Source organism: Zwartia sp., assembly GCF_049655405.1.
In the GTDB taxonomy this organism is placed as follows: domain Bacteria; phylum Pseudomonadota; class Gammaproteobacteria; order Burkholderiales; family Burkholderiaceae_B; genus Zwartia.
The window spans coordinates 452,758-473,985 of sequence record NZ_JBASJR010000013.1; the positions used below are offsets into that span (position 1 = coordinate 452,758).

General features: G+C 50.0%; 15 protein-coding genes. 1 reads left to right on the forward strand and 14 read right to left on the reverse strand.

The window, feature by feature from the left end; all coding sequences use genetic code 11:
• Positions 1–30: 30 nt before the first annotated feature.
• From WBJ47_RS13580 to rpoD, 6 genes are all read right to left on the reverse strand, one after another.
• Positions 31–1,737, reverse strand: a complete 1,707-nt coding sequence (locus WBJ47_RS13580) for a LuxR C-terminal-related transcriptional regulator (protein ID WP_422243820.1) — start codon at positions 1,735–1,737, stop codon at positions 31–33.
• Between the two features lie 38 nt (positions 1,738–1,775).
• On the reverse strand, positions 1,776–2,987 hold the full coding sequence (locus WBJ47_RS13585) for an HlyD family efflux transporter periplasmic adaptor subunit (RefSeq protein WP_422243821.1): 1,212 nt from the start codon (positions 2,985–2,987) through the stop codon (positions 1,776–1,778).
• 42 nt (positions 2,988–3,029) lie between these two features.
• Positions 3,030–6,977, reverse strand: a complete 3,948-nt coding sequence (locus WBJ47_RS13590; protein ID WP_422243822.1) for a peptidase domain-containing ABC transporter — start codon at positions 6,975–6,977, stop codon at positions 3,030–3,032.
• Positions 6,967–8,448 (reverse strand): TolC family protein, encoded by a 1,482-nt coding sequence (locus WBJ47_RS13595; RefSeq protein WP_422243823.1) that lies wholly within the window; start codon positions 8,446–8,448, stop codon positions 6,967–6,969. The genes WBJ47_RS13590 and WBJ47_RS13595 overlap by 11 nt, the downstream gene beginning before the upstream one ends.
• A 330-nt stretch (positions 8,449–8,778) precedes the next feature.
• Positions 8,779–9,423, reverse strand: a complete 645-nt coding sequence (locus tag WBJ47_RS13600) for a LuxR C-terminal-related transcriptional regulator (protein WP_422243824.1) — start codon at positions 9,421–9,423, stop codon at positions 8,779–8,781.
• A 92-nt stretch (positions 9,424–9,515) separates the two neighbouring features.
• Positions 9,516–11,885, reverse strand: coding sequence for an RNA polymerase sigma factor RpoD (gene rpoD, locus WBJ47_RS13605; RefSeq protein ID WP_422243825.1), 2,370 nt, complete (start codon positions 11,883–11,885; stop codon positions 9,516–9,518).
• Between the two features lie 64 nt (positions 11,886–11,949).
• Here rpoD and WBJ47_RS13610 point away from each other — a divergent pair, with 64 nt between their 5' ends.
• On the forward strand, positions 11,950–12,246 hold the full coding sequence (locus WBJ47_RS13610) for a hypothetical protein (RefSeq protein ID WP_422243826.1): 297 nt from the start codon (positions 11,950–11,952) through the stop codon (positions 12,244–12,246).
• A 107-nt stretch (positions 12,247–12,353) separates the two neighbouring features.
• Here the strand turns inward: WBJ47_RS13610 and dnaG are convergent, their stop codons facing one another.
• From dnaG to hflX, 8 genes are all read right to left on the reverse strand, one after another.
• The gene (dnaG, locus tag WBJ47_RS13615) at positions 12,354–14,333 is read right to left on the reverse strand and encodes a DNA primase (RefSeq protein ID WP_422243827.1); all 1,980 of its coding nucleotides are present in this window, start codon (positions 14,331–14,333) and stop codon (positions 12,354–12,356) included.
• A gap of 43 nt (positions 14,334–14,376) precedes the next feature.
• Positions 14,377–14,589: a 30S ribosomal protein S21 gene (gene rpsU, locus WBJ47_RS13620; RefSeq protein ID WP_028817338.1), complete on the reverse strand. Its 213-nt coding sequence runs from the start codon at positions 14,587–14,589 to the stop codon at positions 14,377–14,379.
• A gap of 68 nt (positions 14,590–14,657) precedes the next feature.
• Positions 14,658–15,197: a phosphoribosyltransferase gene (locus tag WBJ47_RS13625; protein ID WP_422243828.1), complete on the reverse strand. Its 540-nt coding sequence runs from the start codon at positions 15,195–15,197 to the stop codon at positions 14,658–14,660.
• Positions 15,197–16,492 carry an adenylosuccinate synthase gene (locus tag WBJ47_RS13630; RefSeq protein ID WP_422243829.1) on the reverse strand — a complete coding sequence of 432 codons (1,296 nt, stop codon included), beginning with the start codon at positions 16,490–16,492 and terminating at the stop codon, positions 15,197–15,199. Before WBJ47_RS13630 ends, WBJ47_RS13625 begins: the two co-directional genes overlap by 1 nt.
• Before the next feature lie 82 nt (positions 16,493–16,574).
• Positions 16,575–17,738 (reverse strand): ATP phosphoribosyltransferase regulatory subunit, encoded by a 1,164-nt coding sequence (locus tag WBJ47_RS13635; protein WP_422243830.1) that lies wholly within the window; start codon positions 17,736–17,738, stop codon positions 16,575–16,577.
• A 236-nt stretch (positions 17,739–17,974) separates the two neighbouring features.
• The gene (gene hflC, locus WBJ47_RS13640; protein WP_422243831.1) at positions 17,975–18,850 is read right to left on the reverse strand and encodes a protease modulator HflC; all 876 of its coding nucleotides are present in this window, start codon (positions 18,848–18,850) and stop codon (positions 17,975–17,977) included.
• 16 nt (positions 18,851–18,866) lie between these two features.
• Complete coding sequence (gene hflK, locus WBJ47_RS13645) at positions 18,867–20,144, reverse strand: FtsH protease activity modulator HflK (protein WP_422243832.1); 1,278 nt, start codon at positions 20,142–20,144, stop codon at positions 18,867–18,869.
• Entirely contained in the window at positions 20,110–21,216 is a 1,107-nt protein-coding gene (hflX, locus tag WBJ47_RS13650) for a GTPase HflX (RefSeq protein ID WP_422243833.1), read from the reverse strand. Before hflX ends, hflK begins: the two co-directional genes overlap by 35 nt.
• Positions 21,217–21,228: the final 12 nt, after the last annotated feature.

Genomic DNA, 21,228 nt, shown 5'->3' on the forward strand with positions numbered 1-21,228 from the left:
CAAACTCGCCTCTTTCTAAAAAGTACACATTTAAGTCACACCTGCTTCAGGAATCGCGACCGTCAAGCTGTGAATGGCCTGCGCGGTCATGAGGTCTCGAAATTGGAATCCACCGCCGGACTTAGGCGCAATCAATCCCGAAGCCGTGAGCTCAGACAAACAAGACTGGGTTTGATGATGAGGTAAGCCAGCTTGCACAATGAAATCATCTATCGACTTGGTGGGTTCCGTTGCTGCGGTCACAATCAACTGTTTAGAAACAGCAGACAAGCCGTCAAGTAAGGCCTGTAAGTCAGCGCGTATCGCTTGCGGAAGTGCAGCATGTTCAGTCATGTGCATTGAAAACACACGAGACGGCGCATCGCTCTTAGGTCGTGGACCTAATAGACGCACAACGGTTTGCGCCTGCCCCACGTCCATTAAGTTAGCCGCAACAATCAAAATCGGACAAGACACTAACTGATTAATACCTCGCTCACCCAATACAGTGGCTAAAGCGTCTAACGCTTTTAGGCCATACACCTGAACCACCAAGGGCGAACTTGCACAATCTCGGAGCATGGAGCCCAGTCTCTCCCCGTCCGAAGAAAGGGTATAAACCTTGCCGATTGGTGCCTTCAAATCGGCAGAAACCATCTCAATTTGTCCGACAAAACCTGCAACGATTCTATCGCGACGCGTCTGAACAGGCATCCTGAGACGCAACACCCTGAAACCAATTGAAGCTGCAGCATTGCCGATCGTATCAATCAATGCAGTCGCTGCAGCTGGTGGCCACGACTCGACCGAGACCCACTGCGCGACACCGCTCTGCGTCGAAGCATAAATCTCGCCAACAAAATCCATTCCTCCCCAACGCGCACGCGTATCAATCAAGGAATGACCATACTCACCAATCGCAGAAACACTTCCCTCTCGCTGCCGCCCAATCGGTTTATCCGAGGTCGCCTTCACCTTGATCCACTGAACACTAAGAGGCGCCAAACGTTGCGTTGACTCGTCTGCGAGAGGCCGCCCCAGTGGTCGAGCGTGTCGCGCCAAAATTGCTGCTGACCTGAAGGACTCGGCCCCGGTCAACTGCACTGTCTTTTCAGCCACAACCTCGGGGTGTGAAGCCACACCAATACCAATCGGTTTAGTTAGCAGCTCAGAGTCACTTTCTTCAAAATGACTTGCACAATAATCATCAGACCATTTTTGAATCGCCTGAGCTAAGTGCGCCGCACGATCCGCATCATCAAGATGCGAATAGGGATGGCCGAACCAAGCCAGAAATCCACCGTAAGGCATGGAAACAAACTGACCGTCCAACGCTTCAGTAAACTCAGAGACTGTTTGACGCAAAGATAACAAGTACTGATCGCGTTGCACCAATACGCCCGTTGAAATCGAGGTTGCGTCGGGCAAAAAAACCGCTACAACAGCAATCATTCGCCAGACATAACCCGGCTTGTGCGTCGTCGCGTGCTTAGGTGGTTTTGTCCAGCCAGACTCACGCCCTCTGGCTCGCTGGGCCTTGAGTAACTGACTCGCCGCAATCACAGCCTTGGCACGATTGACTACACCAAGCCGACGAAAAAGCACAAAAAGGTGCTGTTTGACAGTGCCCTGCTGTATTCCGAGTTCCTCGGCAATCTCTTTATTACTTTTACCTTCAGTCAAGAGGGACAATATCTGCTCCTGCCGAGGAGTCAGCGGCCGAGCTTTGTCCAAGTCACTTTCTTCGCGCTTGTTCATGCTTTTATCTGCCTGCAATCAATTTGTCGAAGTCCCAATTAGCGTTCACGCATACCCTGATTCAATGCGACATAAATTGGACGAAGTAAATAACGCATCACTGACTGTCTATCCGTCAAAATATCTGCCTGTACAGTCATGCCAGGCTCTACTTTCTTGCTACGGTCATCGCCTACATATTCTTTAGGCACAGTAATATTGACTTTGAAATAAGGATTTTGATTCTCATCCAACACACTATATGGAGAGACCATCGACACACGACCATCAATCGTTCCATAGCGCATAAAGTCAAACGTACTCACCTTAAGTCTGACCGTTTGATCTTTTTTGACAAAACCAATATCGACTGGTGAGACCCTCACCTCTGCGTGCATCTGACTATCCACAGGCACAACATTCATCAACATTGCCCCTGGCGGAATCACGCCACCCTCCGTACGAAACTTCAGGTCTTGAACAACCCCATTCGCAGGGGACACCACATCCACACGATCCAAACGATCTTTGAGTTTGGTCAACTGCTCTTGTGTCTGTACAAGCTCATTGGAAGACTCATTGAGTTCATCCATCTGTGCGCGTCTAAAGCGTAACAACTCAGCCTCAGCCTGACTCAATGCCCGCTGAGCGTCTAGGGCCTGAACACGTGTCGCGAGTTTTTCCTCTGCGAGCTCAGTTCTGATTTTGCTGACCTCACGCAAAATTTTGATTTCATCTTTTTGTTGAGAAATCTGCTGCAGAGATGTCTTGAGTGTATGTTGCTGCTCCATCACAGTTTCCCGATACACCTCAGGCACAGAACTAAAGTTTGCAGGACGCTCGCCAATCAGTGCACGCAACCGCTCCACTCTGGCGAAAAGCCCCCAGTACTTGGCACTTAAGGTCTGATATTCCGCCGCTGCTTCTGTATCATTCAAGCGAATTAAGACCTCTCCTTTTTTAACAAGTTGTCCATCCCTGACTTCAATTGAAGCGATCCGACCACCATCAACATGCTGAATCACTTTCACTGACTCTACTGGCAGAATTTGTCCGGGCGCAAGAGCGACAACATCCAGCTTTGCAAAATAAGCCCACACTAAAAACAAAACCAAAGAAACTGCGGCTAAGTTGACCGTTGCCCTCAGATAGGAAGGTGGAGCTGCTTCCTCGAGCAATATCGCCTTTGCGACATAGTTATCCGTGCGATCACCCAACACCAAGGGCGTCAAGGGAGCCTTTTCGGATTGATAAGGTTCAGAATTATTCACAGATATTCGTCTCACAAATTAAAGCAATGTGTTTAAACATCATCAGGATGTCACAGGCTGCTTAAGTAGAGCTTCAGGCGCTCCACTCGCGCGCAAATAGCCCTTATCAAAGATCATTAGCGTATCTGCCAACTTAATATGGCTAGGTCGATGACTAATAAACACAACCGTAGTCTTACCTCGGAAACTTTTAAGCATCTCAATAAATTTCTGATCACCCAACTCATCCAGACCACTGCCTGGCTCATCAAACAACATAATCGGTGCACGCGTTAAATATGCACGTGCAAGCGACAATTTCTGCTTGAGACTAGCCGCCAATTCATTCGTATTGTCCCCAACCCGATACTGGAGACCTTGTGGCAAGGCCAGAACCTGATCCAGAGCACCCGCCATATCGAGACACTCGTAGAGCTCTTGATCAGAGGCCTCTGGACGTGCAAGTCTTAAATTTTGAGCAATAGTTGCTCTAAATAACTGACAATCTTGTGGGACGTACCCGATATAACGCCTGAGCACTAAAGGATCGATTTGTCGGATATCTACATTGTCTAAAAGAATGGCACCTGCCTGAGGTTGATACATCCCCAGCAACAATTTTAGAAGCGTAGATTTTCCACCACCGTTAGGTCCAGTTAATGCAACGATTTGGCCAGGTTGAATACGAAATTCAACGCCAATCAGCGCAGGGTCCACTTTGATGGAGTATCGAAAAGACACGCGGGCAAACTCAATCTCACCCGCTAAGCGACGACCACTCAACGCTTGAGAAATATCAATACGCTCAGGCTGAATACGCATCAAACTGTCGATCTGCTTGACAGCATTACCCACCCGCTCCATTCTGGTCATGTTAGTAAATACAGTTTGAACAGGTGTTAACACACGCCACATCAACATCAATGATGCAATCAATGCCCCAGAAGTGACAGAATGCGACCAGACTGCCGGCACCGTCGCCACGACAATTGAAAGTGCGGCAAGCATCATCAAAAAGTAAGAGCTACTAGATAACAAGGAAGACAATCGCTCAGACTTAAAAGATGCCATCGCCGCCGTGGCGGAAACCTCCCTGAAACGCTCCAACCACAGTCTTTGCGCATGACATTCACGGACGGTTCGCATCTTGACAATGAGCTCGACTAAAAACTCATCACGCTTTGTCACCGCCTGACTCAGCTCTGTCACAAGGGTTTTAGTTTGCCCAGTAAAAACCCAATACAAAACCACATAAATCGTCACCATGATGACGAACACCAATAAAGCAATCGGATTGATGATGGACAATGCCACCAACAGCACTAAAGTGGCGGGAGACTCTAATAAAGTCGAGCCAAGTGGCCCAATAAACATATCTCGAATAGCCTCAAAACTTTGAAGCCGTGACGTCTGCGCGCCTACCGAGGAGCGTTCTGTATAAGAAGGCGACATACGCAGAACTTGCTGCAAAATACTCGCACCGAAAAGATATTCAATGCGACCCGCTATATAGGCCAAAATATGCGCACGATGCCTCATGAATGCAAAACTGGACAACAACGCCAGCACAGATCCAATCGTCAGATATAGCAGGGTATCCTCGGCACCAGTCGGAATGACGGTGCTGTAAACGACCATCATAAAAAGTGGTCCTGCCATGAGTACTAGACCCGTCACTAATGCTGAAATCGTAGCCTGCCCGATCAAGGGTGCAAATCTCTTGATCGCCCGCCTAGCCCATGAGCCCGTCTCAACCGTTGAGCGAGCAACCTGCTCATAAAAGAATGCTCGACCTTCAATATTCAGATTGGACTCAAGACGAGGTTCTTGAGCAGGATCATTCGCAACACGCACTTGATGCCCCGTTCGCCCGAGCACAATAAAAGCCAGAGCCGTGTCCGGCACAAATAAACACGGCAAGGAACGCGTCTCGATGTCGCCAAGTCTGCAACGGACTTCTTTGGGCTTGTAACCAAGCTCAGCCATTGCATTTTGAAAACCAGAGAGATCAAGAGCATCTTCGAAATAAGGTAGTGATTCAGCAATTTCACGCGTGGAAATTCGCGCATTAATTTGCTTAAGCAAAATAGTCAGACACGCTGAAAAATCTGTTCGAACTTTAAATTGAGCATATATCATCTCACTCGTTCGATTCCAACGTAATGGATCAAACTCAGAATCTAAAGCAGGTGGCATCGATACTAAACTTTCAATATCCGTACTTTGTTTAACTGGCGAAATCGCTGAGGCAGCCTTCACAGAATCGCCATTACTTAACATTGTTAAAACATTGCGCTCCACAAGACCTTGATCACTAAAGTGACCGTTATGCAGATAAATTGTTTTGGTCGCGAGACGCTTATATGAAGGTCGCTGGGAAATCATCACGATCGTGACACGTCCAATCACAGACTCCAAATAGCGTAAAAATAAAGAATCCCCCTCTGAGTCCATCGTGGAAGTGGCGTCGTCAAACAAAATCACACGCGGTTGCCCACTTAAGGCACGAACAATCGAGATCCGCTGCCGATAACCGGGCGGAAGCGAATCGGTCGCCATGTCACCCACCGTCGAGTCCCAGCCCCTTGGCATTCTGGAGACAAAGTCACCCAAGCCCAAATTTTTCGCTGTCACTAGCGCGAGTTCAATGCGCTCATCATCAAAACTACTAATATTTTCGAGAAGAGAGCCTTCAAAGATTTTTGACTCTTGAGACAAGTACGCAACCTCATGTCCAACGTCGGTTGCACTCATAAACTTAAGATCGCGATGGTCCACCAAAATCTGACCTTCGAGCGGCTCAATCACCCCAGCCAGCAGTTGTAACAACGTACTGCGACCCGAGCCACTTTGTCCCTCGATCAACAAGCACTCATTAGCCTGCACCGTGAGCGATATATTGTCGAAAACTCGCGCCTTTGAGCAAGGAAACTGATAACTGACATTGGCAATTTCGAGGCTCACGCCCCTCTTTTCACCAGGCACACTCCGCATATCCAAAGATACGGCATGGGGAGGTTCGACAGGGAGTGTTGGTTGGGCTAGCTGCGCAGCCAAGTCCTCTCGCAAAATCTTATCCTGCTGATGCTTAGCCCAAATACCACCAAGTCTCTGCAACGGAGCAAGCGCACGCATGCCCAGCAGCACGCAAGCCGCTAGCTCACCGTTGGTCATCTGACCATTGATAACGAGCCAAGCACCCAGAGCCACTGTGAAAGTTGTCATCAAAGGGGAAAAAATATTACCCAAGCCTGAGGACATATCAAGCGCATAGGTCACCTTAGACATGAGACGTGCACAGGCCTCTTGCAAACGCTCATGGCGACGGAGCATGAGCGCTTCCATCGTCATTGATTTAAGCGTGTGTATATTGCGTAGCGTTTCATTGATGAAGTTACCTCGCCTCAAATCCGCTTCTTTTTGCTCTTTGACCAACTCGGGAAATTTTCTACTGTTGCGCCAAACAATCGTCACAAAAATAGCATATCCAACTAGTAACAAGGCGCCAATCCATAGGCTCATGACAGCCGCCACCAATACGTATAAAACCGTAAAAGGCAAATCCATTAGCTGCTGGAAAGTTTGTCCGGAGTAATGATAACGAAGCGTACCGATGGATTTGAAACGTGCCATCACAGCACCCGTTCCCTTTCGTTCAAACTGGTGAAGGGGTTCAGCCAACGCTCGCTCAGTTAAGTCCATCATGGCACGATACTCAAAGCGGGCAGCGGTCCACGCTGTCGAGTACGAGCGGGCAATGCGCAACAATGTTTCAACAAATATGGCGAGCAAAACTGTAATCGCAACTAAGCCGAGCGTGTCGACAGACTCATAGGGCAAGATCCGATCATAAAGCTGCAACATCAACAGCGGGAACGCTAGGGCGAGAATATTGATCGTAAAACTTGAAGAAAAAATCGTAAATCGCTCACCCGCAAAAGGCGACAATAAGCCCAAGGCCTCTTTGGCACTGGACTGCCCTGTCACTTTTGTTGTGTTCTTATTTGCCATGACTTTTCTCGGCATTTTCCACCCAACGTGCATCTGCAGCGGGAAGTTTGCCTCCACCCAAACACGGATCCTCACCCAAACGTAAACCTCCGCCGATCGCCTTATATAAATCAACAGAGGCTCTAATTTGCTCAAAGCGGCCGTTAATGGCGGCGTCTTCCGCAGCAATCACCGTACCCTGAACTTGAAATAGCTGAACAAAATCCATTCCACCTCGCTCGACGACCTTGACGCTGTACTCAGCCAGCTGACGCGCGCGTTTACGTGCATTGTTAAGTGCGGCGTATTGCCTAGCCGTTAAAGCCACACCAGAGAGTCCGTCCTCAACATCACGCATCGCGGACAAGACAGTGTTCGCATACGCTTCAAGCAACTCTCTATTCTTTGCATCAGCTAGGGCAATTTCAGATTTGCGTTTCCCGCCATCAAAAACGTTTTGTACGAGATTCGCGCTTAAGTTATAAAAAAGACTCTGGGGCGCTAAGATCGACGTCAGCAAGAAACTACCAAAACCACCCTGAGCAGAAAGAGCGAACGAAGGAAGGAGATTCGCGCGCGCCGCATATAAATCCGCCTGCGCAGACTCAAGTGCCGCCTCTGCACGCCTGATATCTGGACGACGGCACAACAGATCAGAGGGCAATCCAGGCTGCACCACAGGCGTTTTCACATCTTCAACCAAACCACCATTCAGCTTCAAGGCCGACGGCGTTGTCCCCACCAACAAAGCCAGCCGATTGAGCGCACGTTCACGCTGCAGTCTCAACGCTGTGACCTGCGCATCCGTGTTGCTTTGCAACACCAACTGTTGAGAGACATCAATCAGCGTTGAATCCCCGCGATCCAGACGTCGCTGTAAGTTGCGCCCCACCATGCGAATAGTTTCCAAGTTTCGCTCACCGACTTCAACTCTCTCGGTCAACGCCATCACTTGAAAGTAAACAGTGACCACATCACTGGTCAGACTCAGCGCCACAACCTCACGATTAAACTCACTGGCGAGTGCCAAAGAGTAGGCAGCCTTAGAGTTAAACCCTTTTTTGCCCCAAAGGTCGAGCTCATAATTAATTGCTAAACCCGCCTGCCAAACAGGCTGACTGCCCCAGTCGTCAGTAGTCGCTGCATAACCGACACCTTGACCAGGCGCTTGATTTTTGTAGCCCGCCGTCAAATCAACAGAGGGTGACTGCGCAGCACGCACGATATTTGCCTGCGCACGCGACTGTGCAACGCGCGCGACTGCAATGCGCAGCTCATAATTATTGTTGAGTGCTGTATCAACAAGATTGTTCAACTCCGTACTACCAAACTCCTGCCACCAGAGCTCTTTGGGACGGGGCAAACTTTCATTGGCCGGACCATTAAAAGTTTTAGGAAGCCAATTGACATACTGCGGACCATCTGGGGCGTCGCCCTCTTCCTTAATTGGCGTCGAACATCCGTTTAACATTGAGGTAAACAAACAAGACATGACTAAGCCAGCCAAGCGACGACAGCGCTGAGCTCCAGTCAAACCAATTAGGGAAAAACTTATCAATTTAATCAAAAGAATTTTTAAAAGAGACGCTGCAAAGTTACAGCCTGTCCACAGATCAAAAGTTATAGAACTAAGTCTATCTTTTAATGCAGAGTTAGAGAATCATTATCGACTTGACCGTTAACAAATGTTGCGGTGCGGCGACGGCAGTATCCTGCCACGAAGATTAGTACTTATATACCGGCAATGATTTTGATATGAAAAAGCCCCTGCAAATACTATGTTGCAGGGGCTCTATTAAAAAACAATTGCGATGAATTTAGGTCATCGGCCCAAATGCTGTTGAGCAAAAACAAACAGCTCAAGTCTATTTGCTAAACCTAATTTACTGTAAATAGACCTCAAGTGATTACGCACCGTATTCTCGCTAATTTCAAGGTCCTTAGCAGTTTCTCGCAAGGTCTTGCCGCCACCATCCACGACGGCCTTAACAACCAACTTTTCCTTGGCCGTTAACTCAGCAATTCGCTTTTGTTCATCGGAAAGCTCTTTAACTTGACCAATACCGCTCAAAATACGCGAGGTAATTTGACGGTTAAACCAAAACTCTCCGGCATAAACCTTAGCAATTGCTTTCAAAAGCTGTGCACTGTCCGCCTGGGGATTAATCAGCCCTCGTGCGCCCTCCTTCAACCAATCCTCTACATTTGAGGGTTCGCGCTCAAGCGCCAGCAACAAAACCTTAGCATCGCTCATGGCAGCAATCCGCAACATTAAGGAGGGATTCTCCTCCTCCGTGCTCAACAACACGATGTCGAAACGATCCGTTGTTGTAGTCAAAAACGTTGCAAGTTCAGCGCCCTTTGCGAAAGTTTTGACCACACAAAAGGAAGCATCCATGCGGATCAGGCAATCAAGCGCGGATTGCACAAGTGGGCTTGGATGAATAACCAGGATTTGAATTTGCATAGACTCGCAATTTAACAGAAACCCCACAATTCGTAATGAATTAGTGGGGTCAGCTATTCAAAATATCAAATGGCGGAATGACCAATCGTGCATCACTGACCTTCGAGAAAGCTTTTAAGCTTATCCGAACGGCTCGGATGGCGGAGTTTGCGCAAAGCTTTAGCCTCTATTTGACGAATGCGCTCACGCGTCACATCAAACTGCTTGCCCACCTCTTCGAGAGTCTGATCAGTACTCATTTCGATACCGAAGCGCATACGCAAGACTTTTGCCTCGCGGGGTGTGAGCGAGTCCAGCACTTCCTTGACGACATCGCGCATCGAGCCATGCAACGCTGCATCTGCGGGCGCGAGAGTCGCCATATCTTCAATGAAATCACCCAAATGCGAATCGTCATCATCACCAATCGGTGTTTCCATCGAGATTGGCTCTTTCGCGATTTTCAAGATTTTGCGAATCTTGTCCTCAGGCATATCCATTTTGGAAGCTAGTGTTGCTGGATCCGGCTCTGCACCTGTTTCCTGCAAAATCTGGCGACTGATACGGTTCATCTTGTTGATCGTTTCAATCATGTGCACAGGAATACGAATGGTGCGAGCCTGATCCGCGATCGAGCGCGTGATCGCCTGACGAATCCACCATGTTGCATAAGTCGAAAACTTGTAGCCACGACGGTATTCAAACTTGTCCACGGCTTTCATCAAACCGATGTTGCCTTCCTGAATCAAGTCCAAAAACTGCAAGCCGCGATTGGTGTACTTTTTAGCAATCGAAATCACCAAGCGTAAGTTTGCTTCAGTCATCTCGCGCTTGGCTTTACGGGCTTTAGCCTCGCCAGTCGCCATTTTCTTGTTGACGTCTTTTAAGTCTTTGAGAGGCAAGACCACGCGTACTTGCAGGTCGATCAGCTTTTGCTGAAGCTCTTGGACCGCAGGAACATGACGTCTCAAGGTATGCGCATAATCTGTCGCGGTTTCGACCTCACCCAGCACCCATTCAAGATTAGTTTCGTTACCTGGAAATACCTTGATGAAATGAGTACGTGGCATACCAGCACGATCCACACACGTATGCAGAACTTGACGCTCAATTTTACGGACTTCTTCTACTTGCGCACGTAAAGTGTCCGCAAGGCGCTCCACCATTTTGGCAGTGAAGCGAATCCCCATCAGTTCGTTCTGGATCGACTCCTGCGCAGTCATATAAGCATTGGAGCGATAACCGTCCGCCTCATAGGCCGCACGCATTTTCGCAAACTCGACGCCTACGATTTCAAATTTTGCGAGGCCTTTGACGCGCAAATCTTCAAGCTGCTTGCTGCTCATGCCACCTGCAGGACCGTCTTCATCTGCCTCGTCAGAAACGCCAGCACCCGCGTACTCGGCGCCATCATCTGGATCCACTAGACCATCGACGACCTCATCGATTTGTGCCTGACCGTCGCGCACACGCTGAACGTGATTGAGAATTTCATTGACAGTTGTTGGGCAGGCCGAAATAGCCATCACCATGTGCTTGAGGCCCTCCTCGATGCGCTTGGCGATTTCAATTTCGCCCTCGCGCGTCAAGAGCTCAACCGTACCCATTTCACGCATGTACATGCGCACAGGATCAGTTGTGCGACCAAAATCGGAATCAACAGTCGTCAGTGCGGCTTCAGCCTCATCCTCGACGTCATCGTCAGAAGTAGCAACTGGGGCGTTTTCGCCCAACAAGAGTGTTTCAGCATCAGGAGCCTGGTCATACACCGCAATGCCCATGTCACTAAACGTACTGATGATGCCGTCAATCGCCTCTGCATCCACCAAATCATCAGGCAAATGGTCGTTAATCTCACCATAAGTCAGGTAGCCACGATCCTTACCTAGCTTAATGAGAGATTTCAAACGATTACGACGTGCCTCGTATTCCTCAGGCGTCACAGGGCCGCGTGCAATCAGATCCTTGGCATCACCCTTGCCGCGTTTGCCACGCTTGACAGGCTTGAAATCAGGTACGACCTCAGCTTCGTGCTCGCCATCTCCAGAATCACCAAAATCCACATCATTATTGCCGGGGTTTTTTGAAGGACGACCCGGACGACGGCCTGTGCCACCAGGGGGACGACCGCTTGCCTTTTTCGGAGGATCTTCACCATCGTCAAGAACGGGTGCAGGCTTTGACACATCAACCTTACCTGGCGCCTTGGATGACACGGGTGCAGGAGGGGCAGCCTTAGCCGGCACAGGCTTAGCGACAGGTGCCGCAGCCTTAGAGGCAGTAGGTTTTGCAGCAGCCTTTGTAGGCGTTTGCTTATCAGCTTTTTCAGCGACTTTCGCTGCTGCCTTCACTGGAGGCTTTGCAGCAACCTTTGCCGCAGGCTTGGCCGCAGCTTTTTCAGCGGGTTTAGCGGGCTTGGCTGCGCTTTTTGGAGTGCTTGCTTTATCGGAGACTGCGGGTTTACTTTTTGAAGCCGACTTCATTGAATCCTTGACCGATTGAACTGCAGTTTTTGCTGCGGAATGAGTTGGAACGGGCCGAGTCGCTGTGGACTTGACCGCTGCTTTGTTTGGTTTGGAACTGACTGCGGATTTGACCGCAACCTTGCTGGCAGGCTTGGCTGTTGCTTTTGTTGCTGGCTTGGCAGCAGGCTTGGCGGCAGCTTTTACTGTCGGCTTAGCAGATGGTTTAGCTGCAGATTTTGCAATTGGCTTGGCACTTTGCTTAGCAGCAGGTTTTGAAGCTACTTTAACAACTGGTTTAGCAGACTTGGCTACGGGTTTGGTTGCTGCTTTGGGTTGGGGCTTTGCAGCAGCCATCGTTTTTTTCTTGCCAAGGGATTGAGTCATGATCGCTCTTATGTATTAGAAGTGCATAAAGCACGAGCCTGCCCAATCCGTGCTTGATTCAAACACACGCTTGAGCTGCGTAAACCATTGATTTTAACCGAATTAGGTTGACTTACTGCCTTCGATTATCCTCATTAGACGGGTGATGCTCAAAGAAAGTTCCTTATATTTTTGCTGAGCGTGCAAATTATTTAATCCTTGCCCAATCAACACCTGTTGTTCAGCCTTTAAACCCTCTAACTCAATGCGTCGTACCGCATCCTCCCACTCCGACTGAGGGTTGGGCAACGCTTCTTGAGCCATCAGATCTTCCGCGACAGATACCAGTAAAACCCCAAGATCATCACCCGGATCTGCCGCTTGAATCAAAGCACCCACATGACGCGCACCCGTTGCTTGAATAAGAACAATCAAATCTCTGACCATCTCCAAGTGGGGGCCACGCGCCAATATTTCAATCTGTTGTTCACCCATTTGATCGACCAGTTCCGGGTGAGTCATCAATAAGCGCAACAAGCGACGCGCCATGGGAGCCACAGCGCGACGGGCAGTCATTCCTCCAGCACTTCCTGAACGACTCACTCCCGACCTTGCGTTTTCACGCGAACGATTGCCACCACCCTGCTCACCCGAACGACCGTTTCGCGATGGTCGTCCCTGCTGACCTTTGTAACCAGAATACTCAGGCACTCCGGCCCCATCTCTTGGATCAAAACTACCATCATCCACCTGCAATGGGCCTGCAGAGACGGCGCGCCCAGGCTCAGGTAAACCGGCCATCTTGTGAGGAGCCTCCTGAGCAAGCAACTGGTTAAGCTCCTCTGGCGTAAATTGCACCAACCGAGCCAGCTCGTTTTGTAGCTGCACCTTTAGTGCGATCGCAGGAATGAGCGCCAACAGCGGCTTCGCTTCGTGGACAAGCGCTGAGCGCCCCTCCAACTCTTGAGTAGAGTGACGTGCCGCAAGCTCATTTAAAAAGAAAGTAGAAAGTGCGTCAGACTCGGCTAAACACGCCCTAAAAGCCTCTTCGCCAAACTGTCGGATATAGCTATCCGGATCATGCTCTGTCGGCAAAAAAAGGAACCGGATAGAAATATCATCGCGCAAGAGCGGAAGCGAGGCCTGCAAGGCCCTCCAAGCGGCACGCCTACCTGCCCCATCCCCGTCGAAGCTAAAAATTATCTTGTCACTGGCGCGCAATAATTTTTGAATGTGCGTGGCCGTTGTCGCAGTACCAAGCGTTGCCACAGCATTTCGGACGCCAAGTTGCGCGAGACCCACTACATCCATGTAGCCCTCGACCACAATGACGCAACCCTCAGACCTGATCGATCCTCGAGCCTCATACAGACCGTAGAGCTCATTTCCTTTGGAAAAAACGGGCGTTTCAGGGGAGTTTAAATATTTAGGTTCCCCCTTGCCGATAATCCGCCCACCAAAACCAACAATTTCGCCTTTAACGTTTCGAATCGGGAACATCACACGTTCCCGAAAGCGATCATAACGACGACCATCTTCAGACTCAATCACCAACCCAGACTCGACAAGAATGGGGTCGTCATAGCGAGGAAAAACTTTTGATAAAGCCTGACGATCTGCACCTGACCAGCCGAGTCCAAACTCTTTTGCCACAAGCCCCGTCAACCCACGCTCTTTCAAATAGCGAATGGCCGCAGGACTGTCGCGTAGCTGAGAAATATAGTGCTTTTGAGCAAGATCAAGCACTTGAGTATGCTGTGATATCTCTTCACGCCGCCTAGAACTTGCGGCTTTTTGGCCCGGTGTACGATTCTCTTCGGGCACACTCATGCCAACTGCACTGGCAAGTGTGCGAACAGCTTCAGGGAAACTCGCTCCCGTATGCTCGATTAGAAAAGTAATGGCACTACCATGCGCACCACAGCCAAAACAGTGATAGAACTGTTTGGTGGGGCTGACGGTAAAAGAGGGAGATTTTTCGTTATGAAAGGGACACAACCCAAGCAGGTTGATGCCCCCTTTCTTTAACTGCACGTATCGACCGACGACATCTGCAACGTCGACTCGACTTAGAAGATCCTGGATAAAGGAATCTGGGATCAACGCTTAGACCATACGTGAACGGCGCAATGGTTGCGCCGCGGGATTAGTACATGCGTGGCGGCAATTGCTGACTGCGAATGCGCTTGTAATGGCGCTTGACGGCAGCAGCTTGCTTGCGCTTACGCTCAGCAGTTGGCTTTTCATAAAACTCGCGCGCGCGCAATTCTGTCAACAGACCAGTTTTTTCGATTGTGCGCTTGAAGCGACGCAGAGCGGCTTCGAAGGGCTCGTTTTCTTTCAGACGAACGATAGGCATAGGATGCGTGACGTAAAAAAATAAAGCAGTTAAACAACTAGATAGCCTAAGATCATAGCATAAATACGCTACGTCGTTGGAAATTTAGCACTTTTTTCGACTAAATCTTGGGGAGACAAAGTGTCGTAAATCTCAAATGGCTGATGAATCCATGGATTAGAGGACAATTTTTCTACAAAAAAATCCGGCTTAAAGCTTGAACAGGTCTTGTACCAAATAACACCTGTTTTGACTGATTCAATACTTGGATAGGTTCGTAACAAATGCTGACTGACACCGCTCAGTGTGTTTCCGCTATCCACCAAGTCATCCAAGAGCAAAACATGCCCCTTCAGCGTTCCTTGGGTCATCGTAATAAAAGAGGCAATTTCTAAATCACCCTGAGTGTGACCCGCATTTTCACGATAGCTACTGGTTGCCAAAATCGCAAGAGGAAGGTCAAACACACGGGAGAAAACATCCCCCACTCTCAGACCTCCTCTGGCCAAACACAATATTTGATCAAACTTCAAGCCCGACTGATCAACAAGGACGATCAAGCGCTCGATTAACTGATGGTAGGTTGCCCAATCCACCCATACATCCTGAGTCGCCCCTGCCTGAGACATTAGGACTTAAAAGGATCGCGAAGCATAATCGTTTCGTTACGATCAGGACCCGTCGAAACCATATCAATCGGGACACCGCAAACCTCAGAGAGACGCTTAAGATAACGCTGCGCATTACCCGGGAGCTTGCCAAAGTCCGTGACACCCACCGTGGACTCAGACCAACCAGGCATTTCTTCAAGGATTGGTTTAGCACGTGCGACAGCTGCTGCACCATAAGGCAACACATCACAAACTTGACCATCAAGCTCATAACCAACAGCCATTTTTAGGACAGGCAAACCATCGAGAACATCTAGCTTAGTAATACAGAGGCCAGAAATACCGTTTAAGCGTACTGAACGTTTGAGTGCCGCACCGTCAAACCAACCGCAACGACGCGGACGCCCTGTCACGGAACCAAACTCCTTTCCAACAGTGGCGAGACGCAAGCCTGTCTCGTCCATCAACTCAGTTGGAAAAGGTCCAGAACCCACGCGCGTCGCATACGCCTTAGTGATACCCAGCACATAATTCAAGCTTTGTGGGCCCACACCGGCACCAGCGGCTGCGGCACCCGCCACACAATTGCTGCTGGTCACATAGGGGTAAGTACCATGATCAACGTCTAACAGTGCACCCTGCGCACCTTCGAAAAGCAGATTCTGTCCGGCCTGTTGCGCCATGAACAACAAACTACTGACGTCAGCAACCATCGGAGCTACAGCAGGCGCAAGCGCCATCGCCTGATCAACCACCTCTTGAGCAGATACAGCCTGCGCGCCAAGATATTTGGTTAACACGAAATTGTGGAGGTCCAACACCTCATCGACCTTGGCTCGGAAGCCTTCAGGATCAAACAAGTCCTGAACACGTAAAGCACGTCGAGCAACCTTATCCTCGTAAGCCGGTCCGATGCCTCGACCAGTCGTGCCAATTTTGGCATCGCCGCGACGCGCTTCACGCGCTTGGTCGAGTGCCACGTGATAAGGCAGGATCAAAGGGCAAGCTTCCGAAATCTTGAGGCGCGAGCGTACATCTAAACCTGCCGCCTCAAGTTCAGAGATTTCTTTGAGCAACGCCTCTGGCGACAACACCACACCATTACCGATGTAGCACGTCACGCTCGGGTGCATGATGCCAGAAGGAATCAATCGCAAAATGGTTTTTTTGCCATTGACCCAGAGCGTATGACCCGCATTGTGGCCACCTTGAAAACGCACCACGCCAGAAGCGGACTCAGCAAGCCAGTCAACAATCTTGCCCTTGCCTTCGTCACCCCACTGGGTGCCGATCACTACGATGTTCTTGCTCATATTGGATAATCAGACCAATCAGTATCAGAATAAATTTCTCCAAGCGCACTGCTGACCAAAAAGGTACGCAGTACGCCGAAGCCTAAAGAACTTGCTGCACTACCCATTGACCGTCACGCTGCACTAACTCACGGTCAAAGACAAACTCATCATGTGTGGCCAATTCGCCCGGAAATACCTGAACAACAATGTTGCCACTCTGGCGAAGCGACTGCATCGCTTGACGTAGCGACAACGCCTGACCAGAGGGCGCACGAATAGCCGGCGCAGGCAAAGCAGGCATCAATCCCGCTACAAGCTTACGCAAATCCAAACTAAAACCAGTTGCAGGACGAGCACGGCCAAATGCTCTGCTGACGTCGTCATATCGACCACCCTGCACAATTGAATCATGCCAACCCTCTGCGTAAACAGAGAAAGTCACGCCAGTGTGATAGCCATACGTACCAACATCAGCCAAATCGACACCCACAGACACATCATCAAGAGAGGACAACAATTGCTCGAGTGTATCGAGCGAATGCGTCACGCCTGAAATATCAGGCAACAGCGCGCGCGCCCGGTGTATCACAGAAATATCGCCATAAAGCTGTGGCAATGCGCAAAGTGCCTTAACCGTCGAGGCCAGCAAAGGCTCCGTACCAGACCCAAGCATACTTAAACCCGGCAAATCTTTTTCACGCAGCAACGCCATGATTTCGTCAGCGCGGACATGAGCATTTGGATCACTATCAAGCAAACTACGCACCAGGCCAGCATGACACAAGTCAAGACGAACCGCTTTCACACCCGCCATACGTGTACTGTCTAGCGCAAGCCGAATAATCTCTAAATCCGCCTCTACACCTGCATGGCCGAAAATCTCAGCACCTATCTGAAGAAGCTCCCTGCTCGACAACAAACCCGCTGGACGCGCGTGCAACACCGGACCGCAGTAACACAAACGTGTCACGCCAGGACGGTTGAGTAAATGTGCATCGATACGCGTGACCTGAGGAGTCATGTCTGCACGCACACCTAATGTGCGACCGGACAACTGATCTACGAGCTTGCTAGTACGCAGACTCAAGTCGCTCCCTGTGCCGGAAAGCAACGAATCGATGTACTCGACAAGAGGAGGCGCTACCAACTCAAATCCGTAAGTACGGAACAAGTCGAGTAGTTGCCGACGTAAATCTTCGATGCGGCGTGCCTCGGCTGGCAGCATATCTGCCAGACTTTCTGGCAACAACCAATTGCCTTTCATGATCGCGGAGAAAATATCAAAGGGTTAAGTTCAACAAGAACAAACAGTGACTGATTCATTGTCAGGAAAAAAGTAAACACCCAAACAAAAAGCGGCTTGGGGCGTAAGCCCGGCAAGCCGCCAGAACAATCGTTAAAGCTTACAGCATATTATACAGATTATCGACAAACCGTACGTCTCTGGAAGAGGGAATCCTTTCTCCCAGAGACAGGAGTGAGTATTGACCTTTTAGCTTGTTACTTCTTGCCTTGAGAGTTCTTAAGAAACCTAAAGAACTCAGAGCTTGGGTCGACCACGAGCACATCGCCGGACTTACCAAATGCAGCGCGATAACCCTCTAAGCTCTTGTAAAAGCTATAGAAAGGCAAATCAGCGCCATACGCCTTGGCATAAAGACCCGCAGCTTCAGCATCGCCTTCACCCATGATCGCTTCTGCGCGACCTTGCGCTTTAGCTAAAATCTGCTCACGCTCACGATCTGCTTCTGCTCGAATACGCTCACCCTTGGCTGCACCTTCCGAACGAAGTTGATTCGCCACGCGGATACGCTCAGACTCCATCCGTCGGTAAACGGACTCGGAAATTTCAGGGGCAAACTCGATACGTTTGAGGCGAACGTCGACGATTTTGACACCAAGAGGCTCGGCACGCTTCGCAACGTTGTTGAGCACTTCGGTCATGATGACATCGCGTTCAAGGGATACCACATCCTTGACCGTACGTACGTTGACGGAAGCATTGAGCGCATCGCGAATCTGTGCCTGCAAGCGTTCACGGGCTGCGCGCTCATTGCCACCGAATGTCACGTAATACAACCTAGGATCAACAATTCGCCACTTGACGAACGAGTCAATCAACAGGTTCTTCTTTTCTGAAGTCTGCACACGCTCAGCTTCTTGAAGATCAATCGTCAGCAATCGCTTGTCCAAGGTCACAACGTTTTGGAAAGGCGGAGGGAGCTTGAAGTAAAGCCCTGGCTCAGAGATGATCTTCTTGACTTCACCCAGCGCAAAAACCAGCGCATAGTCACGCTCACGCACAATAAACACGGAGGAAGAAAGAACCACCGCGCCAATGAACAAGGCGATCAACAGGGGAAATAATCTTTTCATGATTGTGTCCTCTGTGTTATCGACTGCCGCGATCGCGCGTCAGTGTGTTGGTAGGAGCCGGAGTCGGCCGCGTGACTGGCGCAGGCTGCGCTAAGGGTGCAGGCGCATTCGTCTGAACCGGCGTATTTGCCAATGGATTGGGGCGCATTGCTCCCTGTGCTGCCTGCTGGGTAATCTTGTCTAACGGCAAGTACAACATGTTGTTTGAGCCGGCAGTATCGACCAGAATCTTGCTGGCATTTGCAAACATCTGCTGCATGGTCTCAAGATACATACGCTCTCTAATCACTTCAGGCGCTTTGCGGTACTCGGCCAACACACTGGTGAAACGAGCCGTATCTCCCACCGCAGCCCCTACCACACGAGCACGATAACCTTCAGCTTGTTCAAGCATTCGCGAAGACTGACCATCCGCTAATGGGACGATTTGGTTGCGATACGCCTGACCTTCGTTAATTTGACGCTCAAGATCTTGACCAGCCTTGACTGCATCATCAAAGGCTGCCTGGACGGGCTCTGGAGGCTGAACGTTTTGGATTGCAACGCTACTCAATTGGATACCAGTCTGGTAGCGATCCAAAATCTGCTGCATTTGTTTTTGGACCTCACTTGCTACGGCCGTCCGGCCCTCGTACAGAACAAAGTCCATTGAGCGAGTACCCACAACCTCTCTCATCGCAGACTGTGAAACTTGACGAACAGACTCATCGGGATCCTTGGTCTTGAACAAATAGTCTGGTGCGCCATCGGCGCGAAGTCTGTACTGAACCACAAACTGAACGTCGACAATATTTTCATCATCGGTCAACATAAGCGACTCAGGCAAGACTCGGTTGCGCGCATTGCCACGAAAACCTACCTCAAAGGTACGGAGTTGTGACAAATTAACCATTTCATGCGACTGGATCGGTGCAGGAATTCTCCATTGAAAACCAGCTTGAGATGTGCTCTTGTACTTACCAAACTGGGTAATGACCGCAACCTGACCTTCTTGGACAATAAAAAAACCGCTCGCTAGCCACAAAGCTAAAGCCGCAGCGACAATCACGCCCAAGCCAATTTTGGATTGACGAGGACTGGGTCCACCACTTCCTAAGGGTCCGCCGTTATTTCCACCGCCGCGTTTACCGCCAAACAAACCGGAAAGCCGGCTAGTCACGTCACGCCAGACCTGATCAAGATCAGGAGGACCATTTCCTTGGGGAGGACGACGCGGGGGTTCGTTACCACCACCGCCCTGACCACGACCCCAACCGGGATCATTCAGGTTGAATATTTTCGTAAGAAATCGCATTGTTTTCCGAGGTAGAAGCAAACTGACTGATTGCATCTCGCAAACCGCTCAGACCAGAGCGCTTTTGAGCACTTAAAAAAACTCGACAAATCGTACCATGTTCGTCTAGTTCTACACGTGATTCCAGTCCAGCCAAGTCGGTTTTGTTGTAGACCAAAATACAGGGAATATCTGCCGCACCAATATCGACTAAAACCTTATTGACCTCGGCAATCTGCTCGTCACGCTGAGGACTCGCAGCATCCACGACATGAAGTAGCAAATCCGCCTGCGTGGCTTCTTCGAGCGTTGCTCGAAAAGCAGCAATCAAGGTGTGAGGCAAATCACGAATAAATCCCACAGTATCAGAAAGGGTTATCTGACCAGCACCCTCAATCCATAATCGCCGAGTCGTCGTGTCCAACGTAGCAAACAGCTGATCCGCCGCATAGGAATCTGCTCTGGTCATCGCATTGAACAGCGTGGATTTTCCTGCATTGGTGTAACCCACCAGCGACACAGAGAGAATTGATCCGCGGGCGCGAGAGCGCCGTTGCGTCGTACGCTGTCGCTGAGCACGCTCCAGCCTTTCTTTGAGCAGCTTGACCTTGGAGCCAATCATACGGCGATCCATCTCAAGTTGAGACTCGCCCGGACCCCGCATACCAATCCCACCGCGTTGGCGCTCAAGGTGTGACCACAAACGCGTCAATCTCGTCGCGAGGTGCTGGAGCTGTGCAAGCTCAACCTGCAACTTTCCCTCGTGACTTTTCGCACGCAAAGCGAATATGTCCAAAATGAGAGCAACGCGATCGACCACTCTTAAGTTGAACTGACGCTCGAGGTTACGTTGCTGCGCAGGAGAAAGGGGTTGATCAAAGAGGATAACTTCCGCATCGCACTCTTGTGCGAGCAAAACGCCCTCCTCGACCTTGCCTGACCCAATAAAATAAGCAGCGTCAGGACGCTGGCGCTTAGCAGTCAGTGTTGCCACTAACTCGGCGCCTGCCCCTTTGGCCAACAGCACAAACTCTTCGGCGTGAGCCGCATGGTCAGGTGAACCAAGATCTACGCTGATGATTAACGCACGCATGCGTTAATCCCA

Excerpts from the sequence above, each read along its gene's own strand:
- hflK (WP_422243832.1), bottom strand. The coding sequence starts at position 20,144 with ATGCGATTTCTTACGAAAATATTCAACCTGAATGATCCCGGTTGGGGT.
- WBJ47_RS13580 (WP_422243820.1), bottom strand. The coding sequence starts at position 1,737 with ATGAACAAGCGCGAAGAAAGTGACTTGGACAAAGCTCGGCCGCTGACT.
- WBJ47_RS13630 (WP_422243829.1), bottom strand. The coding sequence starts at position 16,492 with ATGAGCAAGAACATCGTAGTGATCGGCACCCAGTGGGGTGACGAAGGC.
- rpsU (WP_028817338.1), bottom strand. The coding sequence starts at position 14,589 with ATGCCTATCGTTCGTCTGAAAGAAAACGAGCCCTTCGAAGCCGCTCTG.
- WBJ47_RS13590 (WP_422243822.1), bottom strand. The coding sequence starts at position 6,977 with ATGGCAAATAAGAACACAACAAAAGTGACAGGGCAGTCCAGTGCCAAA.
- rpoD (WP_422243825.1), bottom strand. The coding sequence starts at position 11,885 with ATGAAGTCGGCTTCAAAAAGTAAACCCGCAGTCTCCGATAAAGCAAGC.
- WBJ47_RS13595 (WP_422243823.1), bottom strand. The coding sequence starts at position 8,448 with ATGTCTTGTTTGTTTACCTCAATGTTAAACGGATGTTCGACGCCAATT.
- hflX (WP_422243833.1), bottom strand. The coding sequence starts at position 21,216 with ATGCGTGCGTTAATCATCAGCGTAGATCTTGGTTCACCTGACCATGCG.
- WBJ47_RS13600 (WP_422243824.1), bottom strand. The coding sequence starts at position 9,423 with ATGCAAATTCAAATCCTGGTTATTCATCCAAGCCCACTTGTGCAATCC.
- WBJ47_RS13625 (WP_422243828.1), bottom strand. The coding sequence starts at position 15,197 with ATGTCTCAGGCAGGGGCGACTCAGGATGTATGGGTGGATTGGGCAACC.
- WBJ47_RS13635 (WP_422243830.1), bottom strand. The coding sequence starts at position 17,738 with ATGAAAGGCAATTGGTTGTTGCCAGAAAGTCTGGCAGATATGCTGCCA.
- hflC (WP_422243831.1), bottom strand. The coding sequence starts at position 18,850 with ATGAAAAGATTATTTCCCCTGTTGATCGCCTTGTTCATTGGCGCGGTG.